Source organism: Acuticoccus kandeliae (assembly GCF_003073115.1).
In genome coordinates, this window is sequence record NZ_QBBV01000001.1 from 1,040,703 (window position 1) to 1,062,322 (window position 21,620).

The 21,620-nt window shown below is 66.7% G+C and carries 20 protein-coding genes; 12 read left to right on the forward strand and 8 right to left on the reverse strand.

What is annotated here, in order from left to right:
- Positions 1-85: 85 nt before the first annotated feature.
- From DBV35_RS04790 to DBV35_RS04805, 4 genes are all read right to left on the reverse strand, one after another.
- Positions 86-1,132 (reverse strand): TRAP transporter substrate-binding protein, encoded by a 1,047-nt coding sequence (locus DBV35_RS04790; RefSeq protein ID WP_108659072.1) that lies wholly within the window; start codon positions 1,130-1,132, stop codon positions 86-88.
- A gap of 80 nt (positions 1,133-1,212) precedes the next feature.
- Positions 1,213-2,538 (reverse strand): TRAP transporter large permease, encoded by a 1,326-nt coding sequence (locus DBV35_RS04795; protein WP_108659073.1) that lies wholly within the window; start codon positions 2,536-2,538, stop codon positions 1,213-1,215.
- Entirely contained in the window at positions 2,535-3,143 is a 609-nt protein-coding gene (locus DBV35_RS04800; RefSeq protein WP_342752348.1) for a TRAP transporter small permease subunit, read from the reverse strand. Before DBV35_RS04800 ends, DBV35_RS04795 begins: the two co-directional genes overlap by 4 nt.
- Positions 3,140-3,922 carry an N-formylglutamate amidohydrolase gene (locus DBV35_RS04805; RefSeq protein WP_108659074.1) on the reverse strand — a complete coding sequence of 261 codons (783 nt, stop codon included), beginning with the start codon at positions 3,920-3,922 and terminating at the stop codon, positions 3,140-3,142. Before DBV35_RS04805 ends, DBV35_RS04800 begins: the two co-directional genes overlap by 4 nt.
- A 117-nt stretch (positions 3,923-4,039) precedes the next feature.
- Here DBV35_RS04805 and DBV35_RS04810 point away from each other — a divergent pair, with 117 nt between their 5' ends.
- The 5 genes from DBV35_RS04810 (at position 4,040) to DBV35_RS04830 (ending at position 8,784) form a co-directional block, all read left to right on the forward strand.
- Positions 4,040-4,912: a MurR/RpiR family transcriptional regulator gene (locus tag DBV35_RS04810; RefSeq protein ID WP_108659075.1), complete on the forward strand. Its 873-nt coding sequence runs from the start codon at positions 4,040-4,042 to the stop codon at positions 4,910-4,912.
- 76 nt (positions 4,913-4,988) lie between these two features.
- Positions 4,989-5,381, forward strand: a complete 393-nt coding sequence (locus tag DBV35_RS04815; RefSeq protein WP_108659076.1) for a VOC family protein — start codon at positions 4,989-4,991, stop codon at positions 5,379-5,381.
- Between the two features lie 185 nt (positions 5,382-5,566).
- Positions 5,567-6,979 (forward strand): DUF7125 family protein, encoded by a 1,413-nt coding sequence (locus DBV35_RS04820; RefSeq protein WP_108659077.1) that lies wholly within the window; start codon positions 5,567-5,569, stop codon positions 6,977-6,979.
- Complete coding sequence (locus DBV35_RS04825; protein ID WP_108659078.1) at positions 6,976-8,031, forward strand: sensor histidine kinase; 1,056 nt, start codon at positions 6,976-6,978, stop codon at positions 8,029-8,031. Before DBV35_RS04820 ends, DBV35_RS04825 begins: the two co-directional genes overlap by 4 nt.
- A gap of 78 nt (positions 8,032-8,109) precedes the next feature.
- On the forward strand, positions 8,110-8,784 hold the full coding sequence (locus DBV35_RS04830) for an HAD family hydrolase (protein ID WP_108659079.1): 675 nt from the start codon (positions 8,110-8,112) through the stop codon (positions 8,782-8,784).
- A 4-nt stretch (positions 8,785-8,788) separates the two neighbouring features.
- Here the strand turns inward: DBV35_RS04830 and DBV35_RS04835 are convergent, their stop codons facing one another.
- Positions 8,789-9,340 carry a glutathione peroxidase gene (locus tag DBV35_RS04835; protein ID WP_108659080.1) on the reverse strand — a complete coding sequence of 184 codons (552 nt, stop codon included), beginning with the start codon at positions 9,338-9,340 and terminating at the stop codon, positions 8,789-8,791.
- A gap of 96 nt (positions 9,341-9,436) precedes the next feature.
- A complete protein-coding gene (locus DBV35_RS04840; protein ID WP_108659081.1) occupies positions 9,437-10,381 on the reverse strand; it encodes a sensor domain-containing diguanylate cyclase in 945 nt (314 codons plus the stop codon).
- A 465-nt stretch (positions 10,382-10,846) separates the two neighbouring features.
- Between DBV35_RS04840 and DBV35_RS04845 the strand changes: the two genes are divergently transcribed.
- The 7 genes from DBV35_RS04845 (at position 10,847) to DBV35_RS04875 (ending at position 19,261) form a co-directional block, all read left to right on the forward strand.
- Entirely contained in the window at positions 10,847-12,736 is a 1,890-nt protein-coding gene (locus tag DBV35_RS04845) for an ABC transporter substrate-binding protein (protein WP_108660556.1), read from the forward strand.
- Between the two features lie 65 nt (positions 12,737-12,801).
- Positions 12,802-13,806, forward strand: coding sequence for an ABC transporter permease (locus tag DBV35_RS04850; RefSeq protein ID WP_108659082.1), 1,005 nt, complete (start codon positions 12,802-12,804; stop codon positions 13,804-13,806).
- Positions 13,803-14,666, forward strand: coding sequence for an ABC transporter permease (locus DBV35_RS04855; protein ID WP_205648615.1), 864 nt, complete (start codon positions 13,803-13,805; stop codon positions 14,664-14,666). The genes DBV35_RS04850 and DBV35_RS04855 overlap by 4 nt, the downstream gene beginning before the upstream one ends.
- Positions 14,663-15,739 (forward strand): ABC transporter ATP-binding protein, encoded by a 1,077-nt coding sequence (locus tag DBV35_RS04860; protein WP_108659084.1) that lies wholly within the window; start codon positions 14,663-14,665, stop codon positions 15,737-15,739. The genes DBV35_RS04855 and DBV35_RS04860 overlap by 4 nt, the downstream gene beginning before the upstream one ends.
- The gene (locus DBV35_RS04865) at positions 15,736-16,578 is read left to right on the forward strand and encodes an ABC transporter ATP-binding protein (protein WP_108659085.1); all 843 of its coding nucleotides are present in this window, start codon (positions 15,736-15,738) and stop codon (positions 16,576-16,578) included. Before DBV35_RS04860 ends, DBV35_RS04865 begins: the two co-directional genes overlap by 4 nt.
- A 155-nt stretch (positions 16,579-16,733) precedes the next feature.
- Positions 16,734-18,278, forward strand: coding sequence for an arabinosylfuranosidase ArfA (gene arfA, locus DBV35_RS04870; protein WP_108659086.1), 1,545 nt, complete (start codon positions 16,734-16,736; stop codon positions 18,276-18,278).
- The gene (locus tag DBV35_RS04875) at positions 18,248-19,261 is read left to right on the forward strand and encodes an ArsR/SmtB family transcription factor (RefSeq protein WP_108659087.1); all 1,014 of its coding nucleotides are present in this window, start codon (positions 18,248-18,250) and stop codon (positions 19,259-19,261) included. Before arfA ends, DBV35_RS04875 begins: the two co-directional genes overlap by 31 nt.
- A 56-nt stretch (positions 19,262-19,317) precedes the next feature.
- Here the strand turns inward: DBV35_RS04875 and DBV35_RS04880 are convergent, their stop codons facing one another.
- Together DBV35_RS04880 and DBV35_RS04885 are read right to left on the reverse strand one after the other, a co-directional pair.
- A complete protein-coding gene (locus DBV35_RS04880; protein ID WP_108659088.1) occupies positions 19,318-20,292 on the reverse strand; it encodes a TRAP transporter substrate-binding protein in 975 nt (324 codons plus the stop codon).
- Between the two features lie 53 nt (positions 20,293-20,345).
- Positions 20,346-21,620 (reverse strand): TRAP transporter large permease, encoded by a 1,275-nt coding sequence (locus DBV35_RS04885; protein ID WP_108659089.1) that lies wholly within the window; start codon positions 21,618-21,620, stop codon positions 20,346-20,348.

A 21,620-nucleotide genomic window follows, 5' to 3' on the forward strand; every position in this document is an offset into this window, starting at 1 on the left:
AGGCGGCCGTGCCCATCGCACGGCCGTGTCTCGCAGGAGGGGGGGGGGGGTGGGACGGCCGGCGCCGGGCCGGCCGTCGCGTCGATCAGGTGGAGATCGTGCAGCGGTAGGGCTGGCCGGCCGAACGCTGGATCCGATTGAAGTTGCGGAAGATGTCGACGACCTTCGCGGCGCGCTCGCTGATGGCGGCGGCCTCGTCCCAGAACTCGATCGCCGCGTTCTCGACCTGATCCCACTCGGCGTCGGGGATCGAGGTCAGCTCCAGCTTGTCGCCTTCAACGCGCAGCTTCTGCTCACCGCCCCAGTACCACTGGTTCCGGTAGAAGTGGCCGGCCTCGATGGTGGACATCAGGAGCGACTTCAGGTGGTCCGGCAGCTCGGCCCAGCGGTCGGCGTTCACGTAGAAAGAGCCGATCCAGGCGCCCGAGATGGCGTTGGTGCAGAAATAGTTCGTCACGTCTGCCCAGCCGACCGTGTAGTCCTCGGTGATGCCGGACCAGGCCATGCCGTCGAGCTCGCCCGTCTGCACCGCGACTTCCGCGTCCTCGTAGGGGATCGAGACGGGGACGAGGCCGAACTGGGACAGGAACCGCCCGGCGGTCGGGAAGGTGTAGAGGCGCAGGCCCTGGAGGTCGGAGAGGCTGCGGATCGGGTTCACCGTGTTGAAGCAGCACGGATCCTGGCCGGCGGCGGAGAGCCACTTCACGCCGACCTCGTCATAGGCTTCCGACCAGATGTCGGCGAGGCCGTACTGCTTGAAGAGCACCGGCACGTCGAGCGAGTGGTGCGTCGCGAACGGGAAGTAGCCGCCGAAGATCGCGATATCGACCGGCGCCGCCATGGAATCGTCGTCCGAGTGGACGGCGTCGATCGTGCCGCGCTGGAGGGCGCGGAAGAGCTCGCCCGTCGGCACGAGCTGATCGGCGTAGAAGAGCTCGATCTCCATCTCGCCGTTGGCGGCGGCGTTGAAGGCGTCGATGATCGGCTTCGTCACGAACTGGCCGAGGGCCGAGCCCGCATAGGTCTGGAAGCGCCAGCGGATGGGTTCCTGCGCGCGCGCGACCGCCGGAGCGGCGAGCACCGCGGCGCTCCCCATGCCAGCGGTTTTGAGAAATTTACGCCTGTTCGTCATGGTTCACCTCTTTGCTCGTGGCTGCGCGCGAAAGGAACTCGACACGGGCGTCGGCCGGCGGGCGCGACGGGGGGCTGCCGTTAGCGCGCATAGAGGGTCTGCGGCAGCCAAAGGGCGATCTGCGGGAACACCATCACGATCACGAGGCCGAGCAGCATGACGCCGACGAACGGGATGATGGAGCGGTAGATGTCCTTGAGCGTGACCTCGGGCGGGGCCATGGCGCGCATCAGGAACAGATTGTAGCCGAAGGGCGGCGTCATGTACGCGATCTGGCAGGTGATCGTGTAGAGCACGCCGTACCAGATGAGGTTGAAGCCGAGCGCACCGACGAGGGGCACATAGAGCGGGGCGACGATGACGAGCATCGCCGTGTCGTCGAGGAAGGTGCCCATGATGAGGTAGGAGAGCTGCATCAGGATCAGGATCTCCCACGGCCCGAGGCCGAGATCCTGGACGAAGAAGCCCTCGATCGCCTTCACCGCGCCGAGCCCGTCGAACACCGCGCCGAAGGCGAGGGCGGCAAGGATGATCCACATGAACATGCAGGTCACGCCGAGCGTCTTGCGCAGCGTCGTCTCCATGACCTTCCAGTTGAGCCGGCCCTTCGCGAGCGCGGCGAACGTCGCGCCGAGCGCACCGACGGCCGAGCTTTCGACGAGGCTCGTGTAGCCCATGACGAAGAGGCCGGTCATGAAGAAGAAGATGAGGAAGGGGATCACGCCGGCGCGCGCGAGGGCGAACTTCTCGCGCCGGGTCATCGAATCGCGCTCCTCCTGCGGCAGCACCGGCCCCAGCGAGGGCTGCAGGCGGCAGCGCACGGCGATGTAGAGCACGAAGAGGCTCGCCATCATGAGGCCGGGGAGGGCGCCCGCGAGCCAGAGCTGGCCGACCGGCTGGCGCGCGATCATGCCGTAGAGCACGAGCACGACCGATGGTGGCACAAGGATGCCGAGCGATGACCCCGCTTGTATGACGCCGGTCACCATCACCTTGTCGTAGCCGCGGCGCAGAAGCTCGGGGAGCGCGATGGTCGCGCCGATCGCCATGCCGGCGACGGAGAGGCCGTTCATCGCCGAGATCACGACCATCAGCATGATCGTGCCGATCGCGAGACCGCCGCGCAGCGAGCCGAACCAGACGTGGAAGGCGCGGTAGAGATCGTCCGCGATGCGCGCCTCGGACAGGATGTAGCCCATGTAGATGAAGAGCGGCAGCGTCAGCAGCGGGTACCACTTCATCAGCTTGATCGCGGCGGAGAACGCGAGCTCCGAGCCGCCATCGCCCCACAGGGCGAGCGAGGCGATGACCGCGATGGCGCCGATCGCCCCGAACACGCGCTGACCGGAGATCAGCATCGCCATCATCGAGGAGAACATGAGGAGGGCGATCATGTCGTAGCTCATGGCCGCGCCTCCGTCCCGTGGGGGTGGGGCTGATGGCCGGGCACGTCGTCCCCTGGCTCGTCGTGGTCGGGGATGTCGCCGAGGCTGCGACCGGTGGCGGCGGCGATGTCGCGGAAGAAGGTCGCGATCGACTGGAGGAGCATCAGCGAGATGCCGAAGCACATGATGACCTTGATCGGCCACATGTACGGGCGCCACGCCGAGTAGGCGCGCTCGCCATACTCGAAGGCGTAGATGGTGCTGGACACCCCGCCGAAGAGCAGGATCACGATGTAGAAGATGAGGAAGAGGATCGTGAAGGCGTCGACGCACGCCTTCGTGCGGGGCGACCAGGCGCTGTAGAGAAGGTCCATCCGCACGTGGTCGCCGAGCTGCATCGCGTAGGCGCCGCCGAGGAGGAAGTAGGCGACCATCAGGAATTGCGCGATCTCGAGCGTCCACAGGGACGGGATCAGGAAGCTCTTCGAGACCGAGGACCAGACGAGCACCGCGATCATCGCGAAGATGAGGAACATCGTGACGCGGCCGACGAGCCAGCCGACCGCCTCGACCCAGCGGACATAGGCGCGGATCGCGCCGGGCATCATGGGCTGCGCGACGCTCATGCGGCCATCCTGGCGCGCGGCAGCGCCTCGGCGAGCGCATCCCCGAGGCGGCCGGCCCAGAGCGCGGCGCCGGCCTCGTCGTCGATGAGATCGTTGCGGATCTCGATCATCGCGTTGAGCAGGCTGCGCGAGAGGGCGTGCTCGCGCAAGGTGTGGGTGACGCCGTCTTCCGGGCCGTAGGGCTCGTTCATCTCGACGATCATGCCCCCCGCCTCGCGGAAGGCCCGCAGGAGAGGGTCGGCAAGGCGCGCATCGGCATCATGAATAATCCCAACGTCCAATTCGCGGCGGACTCCGAAGTAGACCGCCGTGAACGAGTGGATGGTCACGAGCACCGCCGGGCGCCCCGACCGTTGCCGCAAATCTAGCAAGTTCGAGACCGTTTCGCGGAACGGACGGTAGTAGTTGTCGACGCGTTCGGCCCAGTCCTTGGCCGAAAGGTTGGCGTTTCCGGGCACCCGGAAGCGCTCGCTCACCGCCGGGATCGCGCTCGGGACATCCGGCGGGCGGTTGCAATCATACACGAGCCGAGAGACGCGCGAGGCGACGACCGGGGCGTCGAAGCGCGCCGAGAGGGCCTTCGCGACGTCGAACGCGCCGGGGTCCCACGCGATGTGGGCGAGACGGTCGCTCTCGCTGAGGCCGAGATCGCCATATTCGGGGGGAATGTAGGGGGAGGCGTGCTCGCAGATGAGGACAAGTTCGCCCGTGCCACCTTCGTTGATGACCTCCACCACGTCATGGGGTGATGAACGGTGCGGGGCGGCCGTCGAAGTCATGAACCATCCTGAAGCTGTTCTGTCGATTTGATTTCAGAAACAATTCGGTTGTCAATATCGTTTCTGAAATGGATGGTGGGTGGCGGCCGGGCGGGCACGCAAGCGAGGAGTTGAGCCATGGTTCCCAAGGAGGAACTCACCGTCGCCGAGTTGATCCGCACGCGATACGAGGAGCTGACGCAGGCCGAGCGCCAGCTCGCGAGCGCGCTGCTCGCCAACTATCCGGTGCTGGGCCTGTCGAGCATCACCGAGGTCGCTGCGGCGGCCGGCGTGTCGAGCCCGACAGTGGTGCGGATGGCGAAGAAGCTCGGCTTCGAGGGATTTCCGGACCTTCAGACGAACCTCAGGTCCGAGCTCGAGGCGCGCATCTCGAACCCGATCAACAAGTACGATCACTGGGCGGCCGAGGCGCCCGACACCCACATCGTGAACCGCTTCGCCGACGCGGTGATGGACAATCTGCGCAACACGCTGCGCCACCTCTCGGTCGACGATTTCGACGCGGTGGTCGCCCTCCTCGCCGACCCGAACCGGCGGGTCTATCTCGTCGGCGGGCGCATCACGCGTTCGATCGCGGACTATTTCTTCACCCACCTCCACGTCATCCGCGACGCCGTCACGCTGATCCCCCCGAACGCCAACACCTGGCCGCATTATGTGCTGGAGATGAAGCCGGGCGACGTGCTCGTCGTCTTCGACGTGCGGCGCTATGAGCGGGACACCACGCGCTTCGCCAAGATGGCCCGCTCGAAGGACGTCACAATCGTCGCCTTCACCGACCAGTGGGGCTCGCCGATGATGAAGGAGGCGTCCTACGCCTTCCACGCCCGGATCGAGGTGCCGTCCGCCTGGGACTCCTCGGTGGTGACGCTGCTTCTCGTCGAGATGATGATCGCCGCGCTCCAGACGCGCACGGGCGAGCGCGGCATCGCGCGGCTGCGGGCGCTCGAGGAGCTGTTCGACCAGACGAAGACGCTGCGCAAGAGCTAGCGGGCCGGCCCTTGCGTCCGGCTGCGCGGCGGGGGAGTGCTGGCTGCACGCTGCATTAAAGTGGAGACGACCGCCCGTGAGAATCTATGTGACGAGCGTCCTCGTGGACGATCAGGCGAAGGCCCTCGACTTCTATACAAGCATCCTCGGCTTCCAGAAGAAGCACGACATCCCGCTCGGCGCGCACCGCTGGCTGACCGTCGTCCCGGCCGAGGCGCCGGAGGGGACGGAGCTTCTCCTGGAGCCGAGCGCCCACCCGGCCGCGAACCCCTACAGGGAGGCTCTCTTCGCCGACGGCGTCCCCGCCGCCTCCTTTCAGGTCGACGACCTCGCGGCCGAGCATCAGCGCCTCGAAGCACGCGGCGTCCGCTTCGCCGTGCCGCCTGTCGACGCGGGGAATGTGCGCATGGCGATCCTCGACGACACGTGCGGCAACCTCATCCAGCTCATCGAGATGGTCGCCCCATAGGGGCGTTGCGCACCGATTCGCTTCAAAGGCTTGAAATTGACGGCCGTCTCGCCTTCCAATTGGCCTAATGCAAAGACGCTGCCGGCGATCCGTGCAAGGGTCGTCGCGCAGCGCGGGCGCCGACAGCGCGCGTCATCGAGGGGGCGCGTCGCGCTCGGCGAAGGCCGGGAAGGGGGGAACATCGCATGAGCGGGACACTCGACAGAGTCCCCTCCGGGATTCCGGGTCTCGACGCGGTCCTCGGCGGCGGCGTGCCGGCGGGGCGGATGATCCTTGTCGAGGGCACGCCCGGCACGGGCAAGACGACGCTCGGCCTGCAATTCCTCCTCGCGGGCGCGGCGCGCGGCGAGCGTGCGTTGTTCTTCAGCATCGCCCAGTCGGCGAGCGAGCTCACGATGATCGCCGCCTCGCACGACATGGACCTCTCCACGATCGAGGTCGTCTCGCCGGAGGTCGGCGCCGAGGAGGAGGAGCGGACCTTCTCGGTCGAGACCGACGAGGCGCAGCTCGTCGCGTTGATGCGGGAAATCGCGCGCACGCTGGAGACGTCGCGCCCCGACCTCCTCGTCTTCGACTCGATGCTGGAGCTCCAGCTCCTCGCGGGGTCGGCGATCAGCTACCGGCGCGAATTGCTGACGCTGCGACGGCAGCTGCGCGAGGCGAAGGTGACCTCGCTCATCCTTGATCACTTCGACGTCGAGGGCCGGGAGGGCTACGCGGAAGGCGTCGCCCACGGCGTCATCCGCCTCGTCGCCGACACGCCGACGATCGGCATCACCCACCGCCGCCTCACCGTGGTGAAGATGCGCGGCGCGCCCTTCCGCGAGGGCTTTCACGACTTCCGCATCCGCACCGGCGGGCTGGAGGTCTATCCGCGCATCGTGCCCTCCGACACGCTGACCGAGCCCGCGACGCGGCGCCAGCTCATCCCGAGCCAGCCGGCGCTTAGGGACATGCTGGGCGGCGGCCTCGAATTCGGAACGACGACGCTCGTCGCCGGGCAGGCGGGGACGGGGAAGTCCACCCTCTCCACCGTGTTCGCGATCGCGGGCGCCGAGGGCGGCGAGAAGACGGCCCTCTTCCTCTTCGAGGAGCGTCCCGAGGTCTTCCGCGCGCGCTCCGAGAGCGTCGGCCTCGACCTTGCGCCGTTCGAGGCGAACGGGGCGATCACCATCCGCCATTTCGACCCGGCGGAGATCTCGCCGGGCGAGTTCTCGCGCGCGGCCGTGCGGGCGGTGGAGGAGGGGGCGTCGGTCATCATCATCGACAGCCTCAGCGGCTATGTGAATGCGCTGCCGAACAGGGCAAACGTTCTCACCCACCTCCACGCGCTGCTCCAGCACCTGTCGCGGCGGGGGATCCTCGTGGTGGTGACGCTCGCCCAGCACGGGCTTCTCGGCGAGCCGCCACGCTCCGACATCGACACGAGCTACATCGCCGACGCCATCATACTCCTGCGCCAGTTCGCGGAGGGGACCGAGGTCCGCCGCACGATCGCGGTCCTGAAGAAGCGCTACAGCCAGCACGAGCGCGGCATCCAGGAACTCGTCATCCGCGAGGGGGCGGTCGAGGTCCAGATCATGACCAGGCCCGGATGACGGACGCCGTGGCGAGCGCGCATCCGGTCCTCATCTACGCGCCGCTCGGCGCGGACGCGGCCTCGTTGACGAAGGTCGTGGAGGCGGCGGGCTTCGCGGCGCAGGCCTGCTCCGACGAGCCGGACCTTGCCGCCGCCCTCATCGCGCAGGTTCCGCTCCTCGTGATCGTCGCGCAGGAGGGGGCGACCGAATCGACGGGCGTGATCATCGCCGGGATCCTCGACAACGAACCGAGCTGGTCGCGCCTGCCGGTCCTCTTCCTCGTCAGCGATCCGCGCAAGAAGCCGCCGGCGCTCGCCCGGATCGAGGCGGGGGAGACGGCCTCCGTTTTCACCATCGCGCGCCCGGTCCGGCCGGACCGGCTGACGTCGATCCTGCTCGCCCAGGCCGACGCGCGGCTGCGCCAGTTCGAGACGCGCGACCTCCTCCACCGCCTGGAGGAGGCCGAGGCGCGGCAGGCCTTCCTCCTCAGCGAGCTGCGCCATCGCACGCGCAACAGCCTGTCCGTCCTCCACTCCCTCTTCTCGCTGAGCGCGCGCCGGGCGACCGACCTCGAGACCTTCATCAAGACCTTCTCCCAGCGCCTCGGCAATCTCGTGAAGGCGCACCTTTCCCTCTCGGAGGAGGGGGACGAGACGCGGCTCCTGGAGACGCTCGTGCGCGAGCACGTCCTCCCCTATTGCTCCCGGCCCGAGCAGCTCGCGACGGACGGCCCCTCCGTGCGCCTCGACCACCGCACCACCTTCGAGATCGCCCTCATCGTCCACGAGCTCGCGACGAACGCGGCCAAGTATGGCGCGCTGTCGGTGGAGGCGGGGCGCGTGTCGGTCGTCTGGTCGCGCGAGGATGAGACGGGCGACCTCCTCATCCGCTGGCAGGAGAGCGGGGGGCCGCCCGTTGCCGCGGCGCCGACGCGCAAGGGGCTCGGCTCGACCCTCATCCGCACCTTCGCGGCAGGGGCGGTGGAGGTGGAGTTCAAGCCGGACGGGCTCGTCTGGCGCGCACGCGTTCGCCCCACCCACTTCGAGATGGAGGCGGCGGCGGCCGGCTGAGCCGGAGTTGATCCAGAGGGCGGGGTGGGCGCAAGGTGGAACGGGACGCGCCCCGTCCCCGATCGTCAGGAGACAGTGATGCGCATCGAGCCGGTCTTCATCTTCGATCTCGATGGAACGCTCGTCGACAGCGTCTATCAGCACGTCCTCGCCTGGAAGGAGGCGCTCGATTCGGAGGGGATCGACCTTTCCGTCTGGCGCATCCACCGCAAGATCGGCATGAGCGGCGGGCTCTTCACCAACCAGCTCCTGCGCGAGACCGAGCTCGAGATCAGCCCGGAGCGGGTGGACCGGCTGCGCGCCGCCCACGCCTCCGCCTACCGCAAATATGCGAGCCAGATCCGCCCGCTGCCCGGCGCGCGCGAGCTTCTCGCCTGGTTGACGGAGGCGGAGATTCCCTGGGCGATCGCGACGAGCGGGCGGATGGAGACGGCGGCGGTGAACCTTGCCGCGCTCGGCGTCGACCCGGGGATGTCGGTGGTCGTGACGCGCGACCAGGTGAAGTACGCCAAGCCCGACCCGGACCTTTTCGTCGAGGCGGCCAATCGGCTGAAGAAGCCGATCGAGACCTCGGTTATCGTGGGCGACAGCGTGTGGGACATGCTCGCCGCCACACGCTGCCGCGCGCTCGGTGTCGGTCTCCTCAGCGGCGGCTACGGCGTCGACGAGCTGCGCCAGTCAGGCGCCATCCGCGTCTACGAGGACCCGAGCGAGCTCCTCGACCATATCGACGAGGTGGGCGGCCGCCGCTGACCGCTTACTGCGTGATCGCGGCGTCGATCGCCTCGCGCAGGCGCGGGTCGTCGGCCGTCACGTCCGGGGCGAAGCGGGCGACGACGCTGCCGTCGCGCGCGACGAGGAATTTCTCGAAATTCCAAAGCACCTCGCCGGGGCCGCCGACGGGGATGCCCTTGCTTGACAGGCGCTCGCGCATCGGCCCTTCGCCGATGACGTCGGGCTCGGCCGTGGTCAGCGCCGTGTAGAGCGGGTGGATGTCCTCGCCGATGACGCTGATCTTCTTGAAGAGCGGGAACGTCACGTCATAGTTGACCGAGCAGAATTGCGCGATCTCCTCGTCCGTGCCCGGCTCCTGGCCTTTGAAGTTGTTCGCCGGGAATGCGAGGATCACGAAGCCATCGTCCTTCTTCTCCCGGTAGAGGCTTTCGAGCCCCTCATATTGCGCGGTGAGCCCGCACTTGGAGGCGACGTTCACCACGAGCCGCACGGTGTCGGCGAAGTCGCCGAGCGTGGCGGGCGAGCCGTCATTGCGCTGCAGGGGGATGGCTTCGATGGCTGTGGTCGACGGCATGGCCGCGCTCCCTTTCGTTTGTGTTGTTGGGGCGAATGTGGACGAGCGCGCGCCAGGTTCCAAGGCGTCCGCGCGTCTCACGCACCGGTGGGAAGGTCAGGCGCTCGACGCGCTCGCGGGGGTGAGCGGCGTGCCGTCGAGGTGGATCTGGTTGCGCCCGGCCTTCTTGGCGAAATAGAGCGCGTTGTCGCTGCGGGCATAGAGGTCGGTGATGGTGTCGCCCGGATGCGCGGCGGCGATGCCGGCGGAGAATGTGTAGGTGAGGTCCGGCCGCTCGGAGAGCGGCTGCGCCTGCCGGATGATGACGAGCATCCGCTCCAGGATGAGCTCCGCCTGCTCGATCGGCGTCGCCGGCATCACGAGGCCGAACTCCTCGCCGCCGAGGCGGCCGAAGCAATCGGATCGCCTTAGATGGCCCTGAAATCGGTTTACGAAGTCGCGAAGCACGAGGTCGCCGGTGTGGTGGCCGAACCGGTCGTTGATCCGCTTGAAATGGTCGAGGTCGATGATGGCGAGGCAGCCGAGCGTGCCCGACGGCATCGCCTCGCGCTGCAGCATCTCGCCGACGCGCGCCATGGTGAAGCGGCGGTTGGCGGTGCCGGTCAGCTCGTCCGTGTAGGCGGCCTTGAGGGCGAAGTCGCGCTCCTGCCGGACCTCGCGATTCTTGGCGCTGAGGCTGGTGATCTCGCTCGCGACGCACAGCATCCAGCCGTCGGAGGAGACCGACTCGGTCATCCACAGCCAGCGCCCGTCGACAAGGTCGGTCTCGAACGCGCGGAAGCCCGTCTTGCCGCGCCGGGCGGTGGTGTTGGAGAGCCAGGCCTCGAAATCGTTGTGGCGGATGACGGTGCCGCGACCGGCGAGATGGTTGCGGCGCATGAGGTCGGACCAGAGCGGCTCCTCGTGCTCGTCGACGAAGAAGGCGGCGCGGAAGGCCTTGTTCGCGAAGCGAAGGCGGTCGAACCCGTCATAGGCGGCGACGAGAACGTCGCTCCCCTCGAAGAGCGCCTTCAGCTTGTTGGGGATTCCGCCGATCACCATTCGTCCGAACACCCCATGCACCAGCCCGTTTGAGTCTTCCGTCGATGCGTCAGAATAGCACTCATTTTTGCATTTGCGAGATCGAGGAGCGTCCGGCAGCGGCCGATTTCACGAAAAAATCCATTTAAAATTGCATTGAAATAAGACGATTAGGTTGTCCGTTTTGGACATCCTCGGCCGCGTCTCTCCCGGACGGTGGCACAACCACGGCGTGCCGGCTTGCACCGATCTCGGACGTCTGCCGCGATCCTCGTTCGCTGCACTGCGTGATCGCATCCGAAATCAGAGTTTGAACCGCGCGCGCTCGGCGAAGGAAAATACCGTCGTAAATTCAATGGGATGACTCTGCGAAACGAGCGTCCGAACCGGACTTTCGGATACGGATAAGAAAAGAGTTGATACGCTTTGCCTCCAGCGTATTCTTTCTGCGCACAAAATAAGCATAATGCCTTTAGGGAGGCGATGATGAGATGTGCGCGCACTATTGCGCTCACGGTCAGTACTCTGGCCGTGGCTACGTCGGCTTTTGCTCAAGGATCGATATCTAATCTTCCGAGAGAAGAGACTTTGATTGTCGAGAATCCGGAAGGGACAATCAAAAACGCCAGTTGGTTCAACTACTGGTCTGTGAATGCTGGCGGCCGGTCGACCGGGCTACAGCAGCTCTGCCTCGACACGCTCTGGTATGTCGACCCGGATCACGGGATCGATGGGCCGTGGGACAATTCCCTCGCCTCCGAGCGCCCGAGCTACAACGAAGACTTCACCGAGATGACCGTGAAGCTTCGCGACGGCATCACCTGGAGCGACGGGACGCCCTTCACGGCGGACGACGTCGTCTTCACCGTTCAGACCCACATGGATACGAACGGGCTCTACTGGAGCGCGCCGATGCAGCTCAATGTGGAGGAGGTGACGGCGACCGACCCGCAGACGGTCGTCTTCAAGCTGAAGAAGCCGAACTCGCGCTTCCACCTGAACTTCACGGTCCGGTGGAACGCGATGTGGATCATGCCGAAGCACGTCTTCGAGCCGGCCGGCGATCCCTTGAAGTTCGCGTTCAGCCCGCCGGTCTGCCTCGGCCCCTATACGCTCCACTCGTTCGATCCGAACGGGAAGTGGTTCATCTGGGCCAAGCGCGATGACTGGCAGAACACCACCGTCGCCCGCTTCGGCGAGCCGGGGCCGACCTACGTCGCCTATGAGGATCCGGGTCCGCCCGACAAGCGCGTCATCGCGCAGATGAACCACCAGCTCGACATCATTCACGATGTCGCGCCGGAGGGGATGTTCACCCTCGCAAAACAGTCGCCCTCGTCGGTCGCCTGGTTCGACGGTTTCCCCTACGCGCACCCCGACCCGACGCTGCCCGCGCTGATCTTCAACGACCAGAAGGAGATCTTCCAGAATCGCGATGTCCGCTGGGCGCTGGCGCTCCTCATCGACATCAAGGCGGTGGCGATGGCGTCCTATCGCGGGGCGGCGACGATCTCCGCGATCGCGGTGCCGCCGACGGGCACGCACCCGCAGGACTATCACGCGCCTCTCGAGTCCTGGCTCGAGGAGTTCACGATCGATACGGGCAAGCAGCAATACAAGCCCTACGACGCGTCGATGGGCCAGCAGATCGCGGACATGTTGCGCCCGACCCTCGGGGAGGCGATCCCGGAGGATCCAGAGCAGATCGGGGCGGCCTTCGGCCTCGGCTGGTGGAAGCCCAACCCGGAGGTCGCGACCGAGCTCCTGGAGCGGGCCGGGTTCAAGAAAGAGGGCGGGTCCTGGATGACGCCCGACGGCGAACCCTTCCACATCCGCATCGTCGTGGAGGGCGAGAAGCGGCCGGTGATGACGCGCGCCGGCACGATGATCGCGCAGGCCTGGAAGCAGTTCGGCATCGACGCGCAGACGAGCGTTGCCGAAGGCACCCTCGTGCAGCGCCGCAACACGGGTGATTTCGACGCGATCATCTCCTGGTCGGTCGAGACGCTCGGCGGTCTGCCGGACCTCGCCTTCTTCCTCGACTCCTGGCACTCGGAGTTCATCGCCGATGCGGGATCGCCGCAGCCGCCGCGCAACTGGCAGCGATGGTCTAGCCCCGAACTCGACGCGCTGATCGAGAAGATCCGCAAGGTCGCGTTCGACTCCGAAGATTCCATCGAGCTCGGCCGTGAGTATGCCAAGCTGATGGTCGAGGAGATGCCGATCATCCCGCTGATGGCCTACAACGTGTTCACCGTCATGGACACGACGTACTGGACCGGATACCCGACGGCCGAAAATCCGTACACCAATCCGGTGCCGAACTGGGCGAACACCAAGTATATGATGGTGAAGCTCAAGCCAGCGCAGAAGTAGAGACGGGCGCGCCGGCTTCACGGCCGGCGCATCCACTCCTGTAAATCCGGCCCAGCGGTGAAATCATGCACGGCTACGGATCGTACGTCCTGAAGCGTGTGGGGCAGTTCGTCCTCGTCGTCTTCATCGGCATCTCGATCACCTTCTTCGTGACCCATCTGACGCCCATCGACCCTGTCGAGACGACCATCTCGGCGAGCGCGGCGTTCGGGTCGACGAGCCCGGAAGCCATCGAGATGCTGCGCGAGTCCCTGCGCGAGCTCTATGGCACCGAGGGCGGCATCGTTCAGCAATATGTCGGCTTCTGGAGCCGCGTCATCGTCGGCGATTTCGGCCCGTCCCTCTCGGCCTTCCCGACGCCGGTCTCCGAATTGATCGGGCGCGCGCTGCCCTGGACGATCGGCCTCCTGGTGACGGCGACGCTGATCGCCTGGGTGCTCGGCAATTTCCTCGGCGGGCTCGCGGGCTACTACCGCTCGAGCCGCCTCCTGCGCCTCGCCGGCGTGATCGCGATGGGCCTCCATCCGATCCCCTACTACATCGTCGCCTTCGTCATCCTCATCCTATTTGCCTTCCTGTGGCCGGTCTTCCCGCTCTCCGGCGGCTATCGGATGAACCTCGCGCCTGGATGGAATCTCGAATTCATCCTGTCGGTGATCTGGCATTCGATCCTGCCGGCCCTCTCGCTCATCGTCGTCGGCCTCGGCTCCTGGTTCATGGGGATGCGGGCGCTGGTCTCCAACATCGTGACCGAGGACTATGTCCAATATGCCGATCTCGCGGGTGTTCCGCAGAACCGCGTCATGACGCGCTATGTCATGCGCAACGCGCTCGTGCCGCAATTGACCGGCCTCGCGATGAGCCTCGGCGCCATCTTCAACGGCGCGGTCATCACTGAGGAGGTGTTCGGCTATCCGGGCGTCGGCGCGCTCCTCATCGATGCGGTGCACGCGGGCGACTACAGCCTCGTCCTCGGCATCACCACGATCTCGATCGTCTCGGTCGCGGCGGCGGTGCTGATCATCGACCTCGCCTATCCGCTGCTCGACCCGCGCGTGAGGCTCGGCTGATGCGCGTCTTCTTCGATCTCCTGCGCCACAACGCGGAATTCGCCGCCGGCATCGTGCTCGTCGGGTTCGTGGTCGGCTTCTCGATCCTGTCCTTCTTCTCCCCGTACGATCCGGAGCTGATCTACGTGGTGATCCCCGACCTGCCGCCCTCGGCCGAACATTGGCTCGGCACGACCTCGCGCGGTCAGGATCTCTTCTGGCAGCTCACCTTCGCGATCCGCAACACGCTGCTCTTCGGCTTCGCGGTCGCGATCCTGTCGCGCGTCTTCTCGCTCGTGATCGGCCTCGTCTCCGGCTATCTCGGCGGCACCGTCGACCGCGTGCTGATGAGCATCAACGACACCTTCGTCGTCATCCCGCTCTTCCCGATCCTCGTGCTCTTCTACTTCGTCATGCGCGACAGCATGTCGTGGGCCGCCCTCGCGCTCGTCATGGCTTGCCTCGGCTGGGCCTATGATGCGCGCCTCATCCGCTCCGTCACGATGAGCCTGCGCACGCGCGAGTTCACCCAGCAGAGCGTCTTCTCCGGCATGACGACGCGCCAGATCGTGACGCAGGAGCATCTGCCCTACGTCCTGCCGATCGTCTTCTCGACGACGCTCAACAACATGAACTGGTCGATCGGGCTCGAGGTGACGCTGTCGGTCCTCGGCTTCACCAACATCAACACGCCCACGATCGGCGTCATGATCTACTGGGCGAACCAGCACACCGCCCTCGTCGCGGGCGTGTGGTGGTGGATCACCTTCCCGGTCGTGCTGGTGGTGATCACCTTCATCGGCCTCTTCCTGCTCGCCGTCTCGATGAACGAGTTCATCGATCCGCGCAGCCGCCTCCAGAGAATGCGGGGGACGGCATGAACGCGATCAGCTTCCCCGTCCCGCCGGAGGACCCGGCCGCGCGTCCGGACCAGAGGCGACCCGCGCTCTCGGTGGAGGGGCTGCGCGCCTACTATCTGACGAATGTCTTCGGCGTGCGGCGCGAGGTTCGCGCGGTAGACGACATCAGCTTCGCGATCATGCCGAACGAGATCTACGGGATCGCCGGGGAATCGAGCTCGGGCAAGACGAGCCTCATCAAGGCGGTCGCGGGGGCCGTGCGCCCGCCGCTCACCGTCGTCGGCGGTGAGGTCCGCTACAATTTCGCCGGCGAGACGATCTCGCTCTATGGCGGCGGGCCGGTGGACCTCTCGGCCGTGCGCTGGAAGCACCTGTCCTACATCATGCAGGGCTCCATGAACGTCCTCAATCCGGTGCGCCGGATCCGCCGCTCGTTCGAGGATTTCGCCTACCGCCACATCGGCCGCTCCCGTGCCGAGTTCAACGACATCGTGTCCGGCCACCTGGAACGGCTCCATCTGTCGCCGAAGGTGCTGAACGCCTATCCGCACGAATTGTCGGGCGGGATGCGCCAGCGCGTGACGATCGCGCTCGCGACCGTCTGCCGGCCGGACTTCATCATCGCCGACGAGCCGACCACCGCGCTCGACGTCGTCGTCCAGAAGCGCGTTCTCGGTCTCATCCGCGAGGTACAGCGCCAGATCGGCTCCTCGCTCCTCTTCGTCACGCACGACATGAGCGTCCACGCCAACCTCACCGACCGGCTCGGCATCATGTATGCGGGGCGCCTGGTGGAGGAGGGGCCAACGCGGGAGATCTTCGCTGCGCCGAAGCACCCCTACACGAAGCACCTCATCGCGAGCCTGCCGCGCATCGGCGACCGGACGGTGCGCGAGGGGCTGAAGGGCTCCCCGCCCAACCTTTCCGACCCGCCCCCCGGCTGCCGCTTCCACCCGCGCTGCCCGGCCGCGATGGAGGTGTGCCGCAAGGTCGCGCCGCCATTCGTGGAGAGCGGGGCTCGGCGCCGCGTCGCCTGCTTCGCCGCCGAGCCGGAGACCATCCCCGACCGGGAATCGAGGAGGCCGATCGCATGAGCGCGCTGCTCGAAGTCGACCATGTCGGCAAGACGTACGTGATGGGCGGGCTCCTCTCGCACGACGAGGTCCGCGCGGTGGACGACGTGTCCTTCACGCTGACCGAGAAGCCGGAGATCTTCACGATCATCGGCGAGTCGGGCTCGGGGAAGTCGACGCTCGCGCGGATGATCCTCGCCGAGGCGCCGCCGACCAGCGGGACGATCCGCTTCGAGGGCAAGGACGTCACGCACCTGCGCGGGCGCAAGGAGCGCCTCGCCTTCATGAAGCGCGTCCAGCCGATCTTCCAGAACCCGTTCGAGGCGTTCAATCCGCTGAAGAAGGTCGACCGCTACCTCTACATGACCGCGCGTCACTTCAACGGGGCGCGCAAGCGGGCCGACCTCGAGGCTCAGGCCGATATCGCGCTGAAGAAGGTCGGCCTTTCGCTCGCCGAGGTGAAGGGGCGCTTCCCGAACGAGTTGTCGGGCGGGCAGCTCCAGCGCATCGCGATCGCGCGTGCGCTGATCCCGGAGCCCGCCCTCATCGTCGCCGACGAACCGGTCTCGATGGTCGACGCGTCGCTGCGCACGTCCATCGTCAACCTGTTCATGGACCTGCGCGACACGCTGGGCGTCTCGATCATCTACATCACCCACGACCTCGCGACCGCCGACTACATCTCCGACCGCATCATCATCATGCGCAAGGGGGAGGTGGTGGAGGCGGGCGACGCGCGCACCGTGCTCGCGAACCCGCAGCACCCGTACTCGATCGAACTCAAGAACGCCGTCCTCTCGCCGGACGCGGCCATCCACGGCACCGCGCTCGACACGGTGGATGCGATGGAGCCGACATGACCGCAACGTCCCCGCGCGCCCCGCCCGACGGGGCCGCGCCGGCCCTTTCCCCGGGCTGAGCCCGACGGCCCGAGGCCGTCCCGCCACCCACCGTCCCTTTTTGCACACCGCCGCCCGGTTCGGCTGGTGACGACCCTGACTGGAGATTTTTCAGAATGGTTGCCGCGTCCATCCTCATCGACAAGCACTTCGAGATCGGGACGACCGATCCGCGTCTGTTCGGCGCCTTCATCGAGCATCTCGGCCGCTGCGTGTATGGCGGCATCTACGAGCCCGGCCACGCGGAGGCCGACGAGAAGGGCTTCCGCAAGGACGTCATGGCGCTGATCAAGGAGCTCGGCCCCACGATCATGCGCTATCCGGGCGGCAACTTCGTCTCCGGCTACAATTGGGAGGACGGGGTCGGCCCGGTGGAGAAGCGGCCGAAGCGGCTCGACCTCGCCTGGATGACGACCGAGCCCAACACGTTCGGCACCAACGAGTTCATCGACTGGTGCCGCGCGGCCGATGTCGAGCCGATGCTCGCGGTCAATCTCGGCACGCGGGCGGGCGACGCGGCGCGCAACCTCGTCGAATATTGCAACCATCCGGGCGGCACGTACCTCTCGGACCTGCGCGCGGAGCACGGCTGGCCGGAGCCCCATAACGTCAAGTTCTGGTGCCTCGGCAACGAGATGGACGGGCCGTGGCAGATGGAGGCGAAGACGGCGACCGAGTATGGCCGCATCGCCACCGAGGCGGCCAAGATGATGCGGTGGATCGACCCGTCGATCGAGCTTGCCGCGTGCGGCTCCTCCTCGCGCCGGATGCCGACCTTCGGCGCGTGGGAGGACACGGTGCTGGAGCACACGTTCGACCATGTCGAGTGGATCAGCCTCCACACCTACCTCAACAACTATGCCGAGGACACGGCCGCCTTCCTCGCGAGCGCGGACCTGATGGACGACTTCATCGAGGAGGTGGTGGCGATCGCCGACTCGGTCGCCGCCCGGCGCCTGTCGGAGAAGCGGATCATGCTCTCCTTCGACGAGTGGAACGTGTGGTACCGCACCCGCCGCGGCCGCGCGAACCGCATCAAGGAAGGCTGGCCGATCGCCCCGCCGATCCTTGAGGAGATCTACAACATGGAGGACGCGCTCGCCTTCGGCGGTGCGGTCATCTCCCTCCTCAACCACGCCGACCGCGTGCGCTGCGCCTGCCTTGCCCAGCTCGTCAACGTGATCGCCCCGATCATGACCGAGACGGGTGGCCCGGCCTGGCGGCAGACGATCTTCTTCCCGTTCGCCGACATGAGCGCCCACGGGCGCGGCCGCGTCCTGCGCGCGCAGGTCAAGTCCCCGACCTACAACGCGAAATATTACGACCCGCGCAATACGCAGGACCTCTACTATCCGGTGAACGAGGTCCCCTATCTCAAGGCCTCGGTCGTCGCCAATGAAGGCGGCGGCGTCACGATCTTCGCCCTCAATCGCCATCTCACCGACGAGCTGACGTTTGACCTCAATGCGCGCAGCTTCGGGAAACTCTCGCTCATCGAGGCGAGCGAGCTTCACGATGGCGATCTGAAGGCGATAAACTCCAAGGATGAACCGGAACGGGTGACGCGCCGTTCTCTCGAAGGCGTCACGGTCGACAACAACGCGCTGCGTGCAACACTGAAGCCACTCTCATGGAACGTCATCCGTCTGGCGGAGGCATAAGCGGGGCGCCCCGCCGGCAGGGGCGCAACGGCGCGCGGGCGAATGGGGCCGACGAGCCCCAGCGCACGTTCCTCAACGTCTACCCGGAGAACGCGTTCGAGGTTCTCCGGGGCCTCGCCTCGCCGGTCCGGATCCGCATCCTGCGCCTCCTGCAGCGCGGGCCGCTCAACGTGAACGAGATCGCGGAGCGGCTCTCCCTGCCGCAATCGACGATCGCGACCAACGTGTCGATCCTCGATGAGGCCGGCCTGATCGAGACCAAGATCACCAAGGCCGCCTCGAAGGGGCAGCAGAAGATCTGCGCAGCGCGCTATGGCGAGATCGTCATCCGCCTCGACGCGGACGGGCCGGAGCGGCGGGACGATGTCATCGACGTCGCGATGCCGATCGGCCTCTATACGAGCTGCATGGTGAGCGCACCGTGCGGGCTGTGCTCGCGCGAGTCGATCATCGGCGTCCTCGACGTGCCGGACCTCTTCCTCGATCCGCGCCGGATGGGGGCCGCACTCCTGTGGTTCGGGCGCGGCTATGTGGACTACAAATTCCCCAACAACGCCAAGATCCTGAAGGCGGGTATCACCGCCATCGAGTTCTCGATGGAGCTCTCGTCCGAGGTGCCGGGCACCAACGCCAACTGGCCGTCCGACATCACGATCTGGGTGAACGGGGTCGCCGTCGGCACCTGGGTCTCGCCCGGCGATTTCGGCGACCGGCGCGGCACCTTCACGCCCACATGGTGGAAGCTCGAAGGCTCGCAATATGGGCGTCTCACGACCTGGCGGATCACCCATGAGGGGAGCTTCGTCGACGACGTGCGCTGCTCGGACGTCACCATCGCGGATCTGCGCCTCACCGAGCACCACTCGATCCGCCTGAGGGTCGGGATCGACGCGGAGGCGCGCCAGCCCGGAGGGGTCAACATCTTCGGCCGCGGCTTCGGCAACCACGACCAGGACATCCTGATGCGCCTCTACCTCGCCTGAAACGAAAACCCCCGCCGGTGGGCGGGGGCGATCGTGCTGGTCCTGGGCCGGGACGGTCAGTTCGTCTCGGCCGACTTCTTCATGGTCTCGATCTGCGCGGCGAGCTCGGGATTGAAGGTCTCCATGAAGCCGTCGAACTTCGCGGCGAAGGCGGACTGGTCCGGCTCGATCACCGTCACGCCCGCATTGCGGAACTTCTCGACGAAATTCTCCTCCTCGGCCACGACATAGTCGCCGATGAAGGCCGAGGCCGTGCGCGCCGCCTCGATGGTCGCCTGCTGGATGTCCTCGGGCAGGCTCTCGAAATAGTCCTCGCCCATCATGAAGCCGGCGAAATCTTTCACGTGGCCGGTGAGGATCAGATACTCCACGACCTCCTGGAAGTTGCTCGTCCAGCTCGTGCCGAGGGGGTTCTCCTGGGCGTCGATGATGCCCTGCTGGAGGGCCATGTAGACCTCGTTGAAGTCCATCGGGGTCGGGCTGGCGCCGAGATGCTCGAACATCGCCACGGGAAGGTCCGTCGGCGGGACGCGGATCTTGAGACCGGCGAGATCCTCCGGCGTCTCGATCTTGCGGCTCGACGTGATGTGGCGGGCGCCGCGCCAGGCGACGGAGAGGACGCGGATGCCGGACGCCTCGGCCATCGCGTCGATGGTCTCGGCGCCACCGGCCGAGTTCCACATCGCCTCGCCCGCCTCGCGCGTCTCGAACAGGTAGGGCGTCTTGAAGAGGTCGCCGAGCGGGGTGTAGGTCGCGAGCCGGCTCGGCGCGTCGAGCACCACCTGCACCGTGCCGATGCGCAGGCCCTCGATCATGTCGCGGATGTTGCCGAGCTGGCTCGACGGGTAGACGAGCACCTCGACGCGCCCGTCCGTCGCCGCCTCGAGCGCTTCCTTGAACTTCTCGGCGCCGAGATGGAACACGTCGGTCGTCGACTGCGCGTGGCCGAGGCGGATCGTGTAGTCCTGGGCCTGCGCGAGGGCCGCCGTGCCGACGAGGGCGGCGAGGGCGAGCGGCAGAGTCTTGAGCATGATGTCTCCTCCGTTTGTTGATTGTTGGCGGGCGAGGGGTGGTGTGCGGCGCCTCACCCCATCACGAGGTTCGGCAGCCACAGGGTGAGGGCGGGGATGTAGGCGACGAGGAGCGCGATCAGCGTCAGCGCCACCACGAAGGGCAGGCACTCCTTCACCACCGCCCCGACATCGACGCGCGCGACGCGGCACACGATGAAGAGGCAGATCCCGATCGGCGGCGTGATGAGGCCGATCGCGAGGGTGAGGACCATGATGACGCCGAGCTGGATCGGGTCGACGCCGATCGCGGTCGCGAGCGGGAGCATGAAGGGCGTCGCGATGAGGAGGCCCGGCGTCGGGTTCATGAAGAGGCCGAGCCCCAGCATCACGGCGACGATCAGCGCGAGCACCACCGCCGGGGACTCGGCGAAGGTGAACACGAACTCGATCACCGTCTGCGGGATCCGCTCGAAGGTGATGGTCCAGGAGAACACCGCGACGGTCGCGACGATGAAGAGGAGGACGCCCGATTCCACCGCCGTCTCGGTGAGGATGCGCGGCAAATCCTTCAGCCGGATGGTCCGGTAGGAGAGGCCGAGGATCAGGCTGTAGACCACCGCGATGACGGCGGCCTCGGTCGGCGTCGTGATGCCGAAGACGATCGCGCCGACGACGAAGACGGGCGACAGAAGCGGCCAGAATGCGCGGGCGAAGGCGCGGCCGAGCTCGCGCAGCGTGGCGCGCCGCTCCGTCGGATAGTTGCGGCGCACGGAGATGATGTAGGCCGCGACGCCGAGGAAGAGCGCCATCAGGATCGCGGGGATCGCCCCGGCGAGGAAGAGCTTCGCGAGCGAGACCGAGGCGAGGCCGGCGAAAATGACGAACGGCACGCTCGGCGGGAAGATCGGGCCGATCACCGAGGAGGCGGCGGTGATGGCGGCGGCGAAGGGGGCGTCGAAGCCGGCCTTGCGCATCGCCTTCACCTCGACCTCGCCGAGGCCCGCCGCGTCCGCGACGGCCGAGCCGGACATGCCGGAGAAAATGAGGCTCGCGAGGATGTTGACGTGCGCGAGGCCGCCCTTGATGTGGCGCACGAACGCGCCGGCGAGGTCGAAGATGCGGTCCGTGATCTGGCCCGCATTCATGAGCTTCGCGGCGAGCACGAAGCACGGCACGGCGATCAGGATGAAGCTGTCGACGCCGGCGACCATGGTCTGCATGGCCGACTTCAGCGGCAGGTTCAGCGAATAGATGAGGCTGCTCGCGACGGCCAGCAGCACGAAGGCGATCGGCATTCCGACGAGGGCGAGCCCGAAGAGCCCGCCGAGCGCGATGAGAGCGGTCAT

Bases quoted from the DNA above. Each gene is read 5' to 3' on its own strand.
- DBV35_RS04790 (WP_108659072.1), bottom strand. From the start codon at position 1,132: ATGACGAACAGGCGTAAATTTCTCAAAACCGCTGGCATGGGGAGCGCC.
- DBV35_RS04795 (WP_108659073.1), bottom strand. From the start codon at position 2,538: ATGAGCTACGACATGATCGCCCTCCTCATGTTCTCCTCGATGATGGCG.
- DBV35_RS04800 (WP_342752348.1), bottom strand. From the start codon at position 3,143: ATGAGCGTCGCGCAGCCCATGATGCCCGGCGCGATCCGCGCCTATGTC.
- DBV35_RS04805 (WP_108659074.1), bottom strand. From the start codon at position 3,922: ATGACTTCGACGGCCGCCCCGCACCGTTCATCACCCCATGACGTGGTG.
- DBV35_RS04810 (WP_108659075.1), top strand. From the start codon at position 4,040: ATGGTTCCCAAGGAGGAACTCACCGTCGCCGAGTTGATCCGCACGCGA.
- DBV35_RS04820 (WP_108659077.1), top strand. From the start codon at position 5,567: ATGAGCGGGACACTCGACAGAGTCCCCTCCGGGATTCCGGGTCTCGAC.
- DBV35_RS04825 (WP_108659078.1), top strand. From the start codon at position 6,976: ATGACGGACGCCGTGGCGAGCGCGCATCCGGTCCTCATCTACGCGCCG.
- DBV35_RS04830 (WP_108659079.1), top strand. From the start codon at position 8,110: ATGCGCATCGAGCCGGTCTTCATCTTCGATCTCGATGGAACGCTCGTC.
- DBV35_RS04835 (WP_108659080.1), bottom strand. From the start codon at position 9,340: ATGCCGTCGACCACAGCCATCGAAGCCATCCCCCTGCAGCGCAATGAC.
- DBV35_RS04840 (WP_108659081.1), bottom strand. From the start codon at position 10,381: ATGGTGATCGGCGGAATCCCCAACAAGCTGAAGGCGCTCTTCGAGGGG.
- DBV35_RS04845 (WP_108660556.1), top strand. From the start codon at position 10,847: ATGAGATGTGCGCGCACTATTGCGCTCACGGTCAGTACTCTGGCCGTG.
- DBV35_RS04850 (WP_108659082.1), top strand. From the start codon at position 12,802: ATGCACGGCTACGGATCGTACGTCCTGAAGCGTGTGGGGCAGTTCGTC.
- DBV35_RS04860 (WP_108659084.1), top strand. From the start codon at position 14,663: ATGAACGCGATCAGCTTCCCCGTCCCGCCGGAGGACCCGGCCGCGCGT.
- DBV35_RS04865 (WP_108659085.1), top strand. From the start codon at position 15,736: ATGAGCGCGCTGCTCGAAGTCGACCATGTCGGCAAGACGTACGTGATG.
- arfA (WP_108659086.1), top strand. From the start codon at position 16,734: ATGGTTGCCGCGTCCATCCTCATCGACAAGCACTTCGAGATCGGGACG.
- DBV35_RS04875 (WP_108659087.1), top strand. From the start codon at position 18,248: ATGGAACGTCATCCGTCTGGCGGAGGCATAAGCGGGGCGCCCCGCCGG.
- DBV35_RS04880 (WP_108659088.1), bottom strand. From the start codon at position 20,292: ATGCTCAAGACTCTGCCGCTCGCCCTCGCCGCCCTCGTCGGCACGGCG.
- DBV35_RS04885 (WP_108659089.1), bottom strand. From the start codon at position 21,620: ATGACCGCTCTCATCGCGCTCGGCGGGCTCTTCGGGCTCGCCCTCGTC.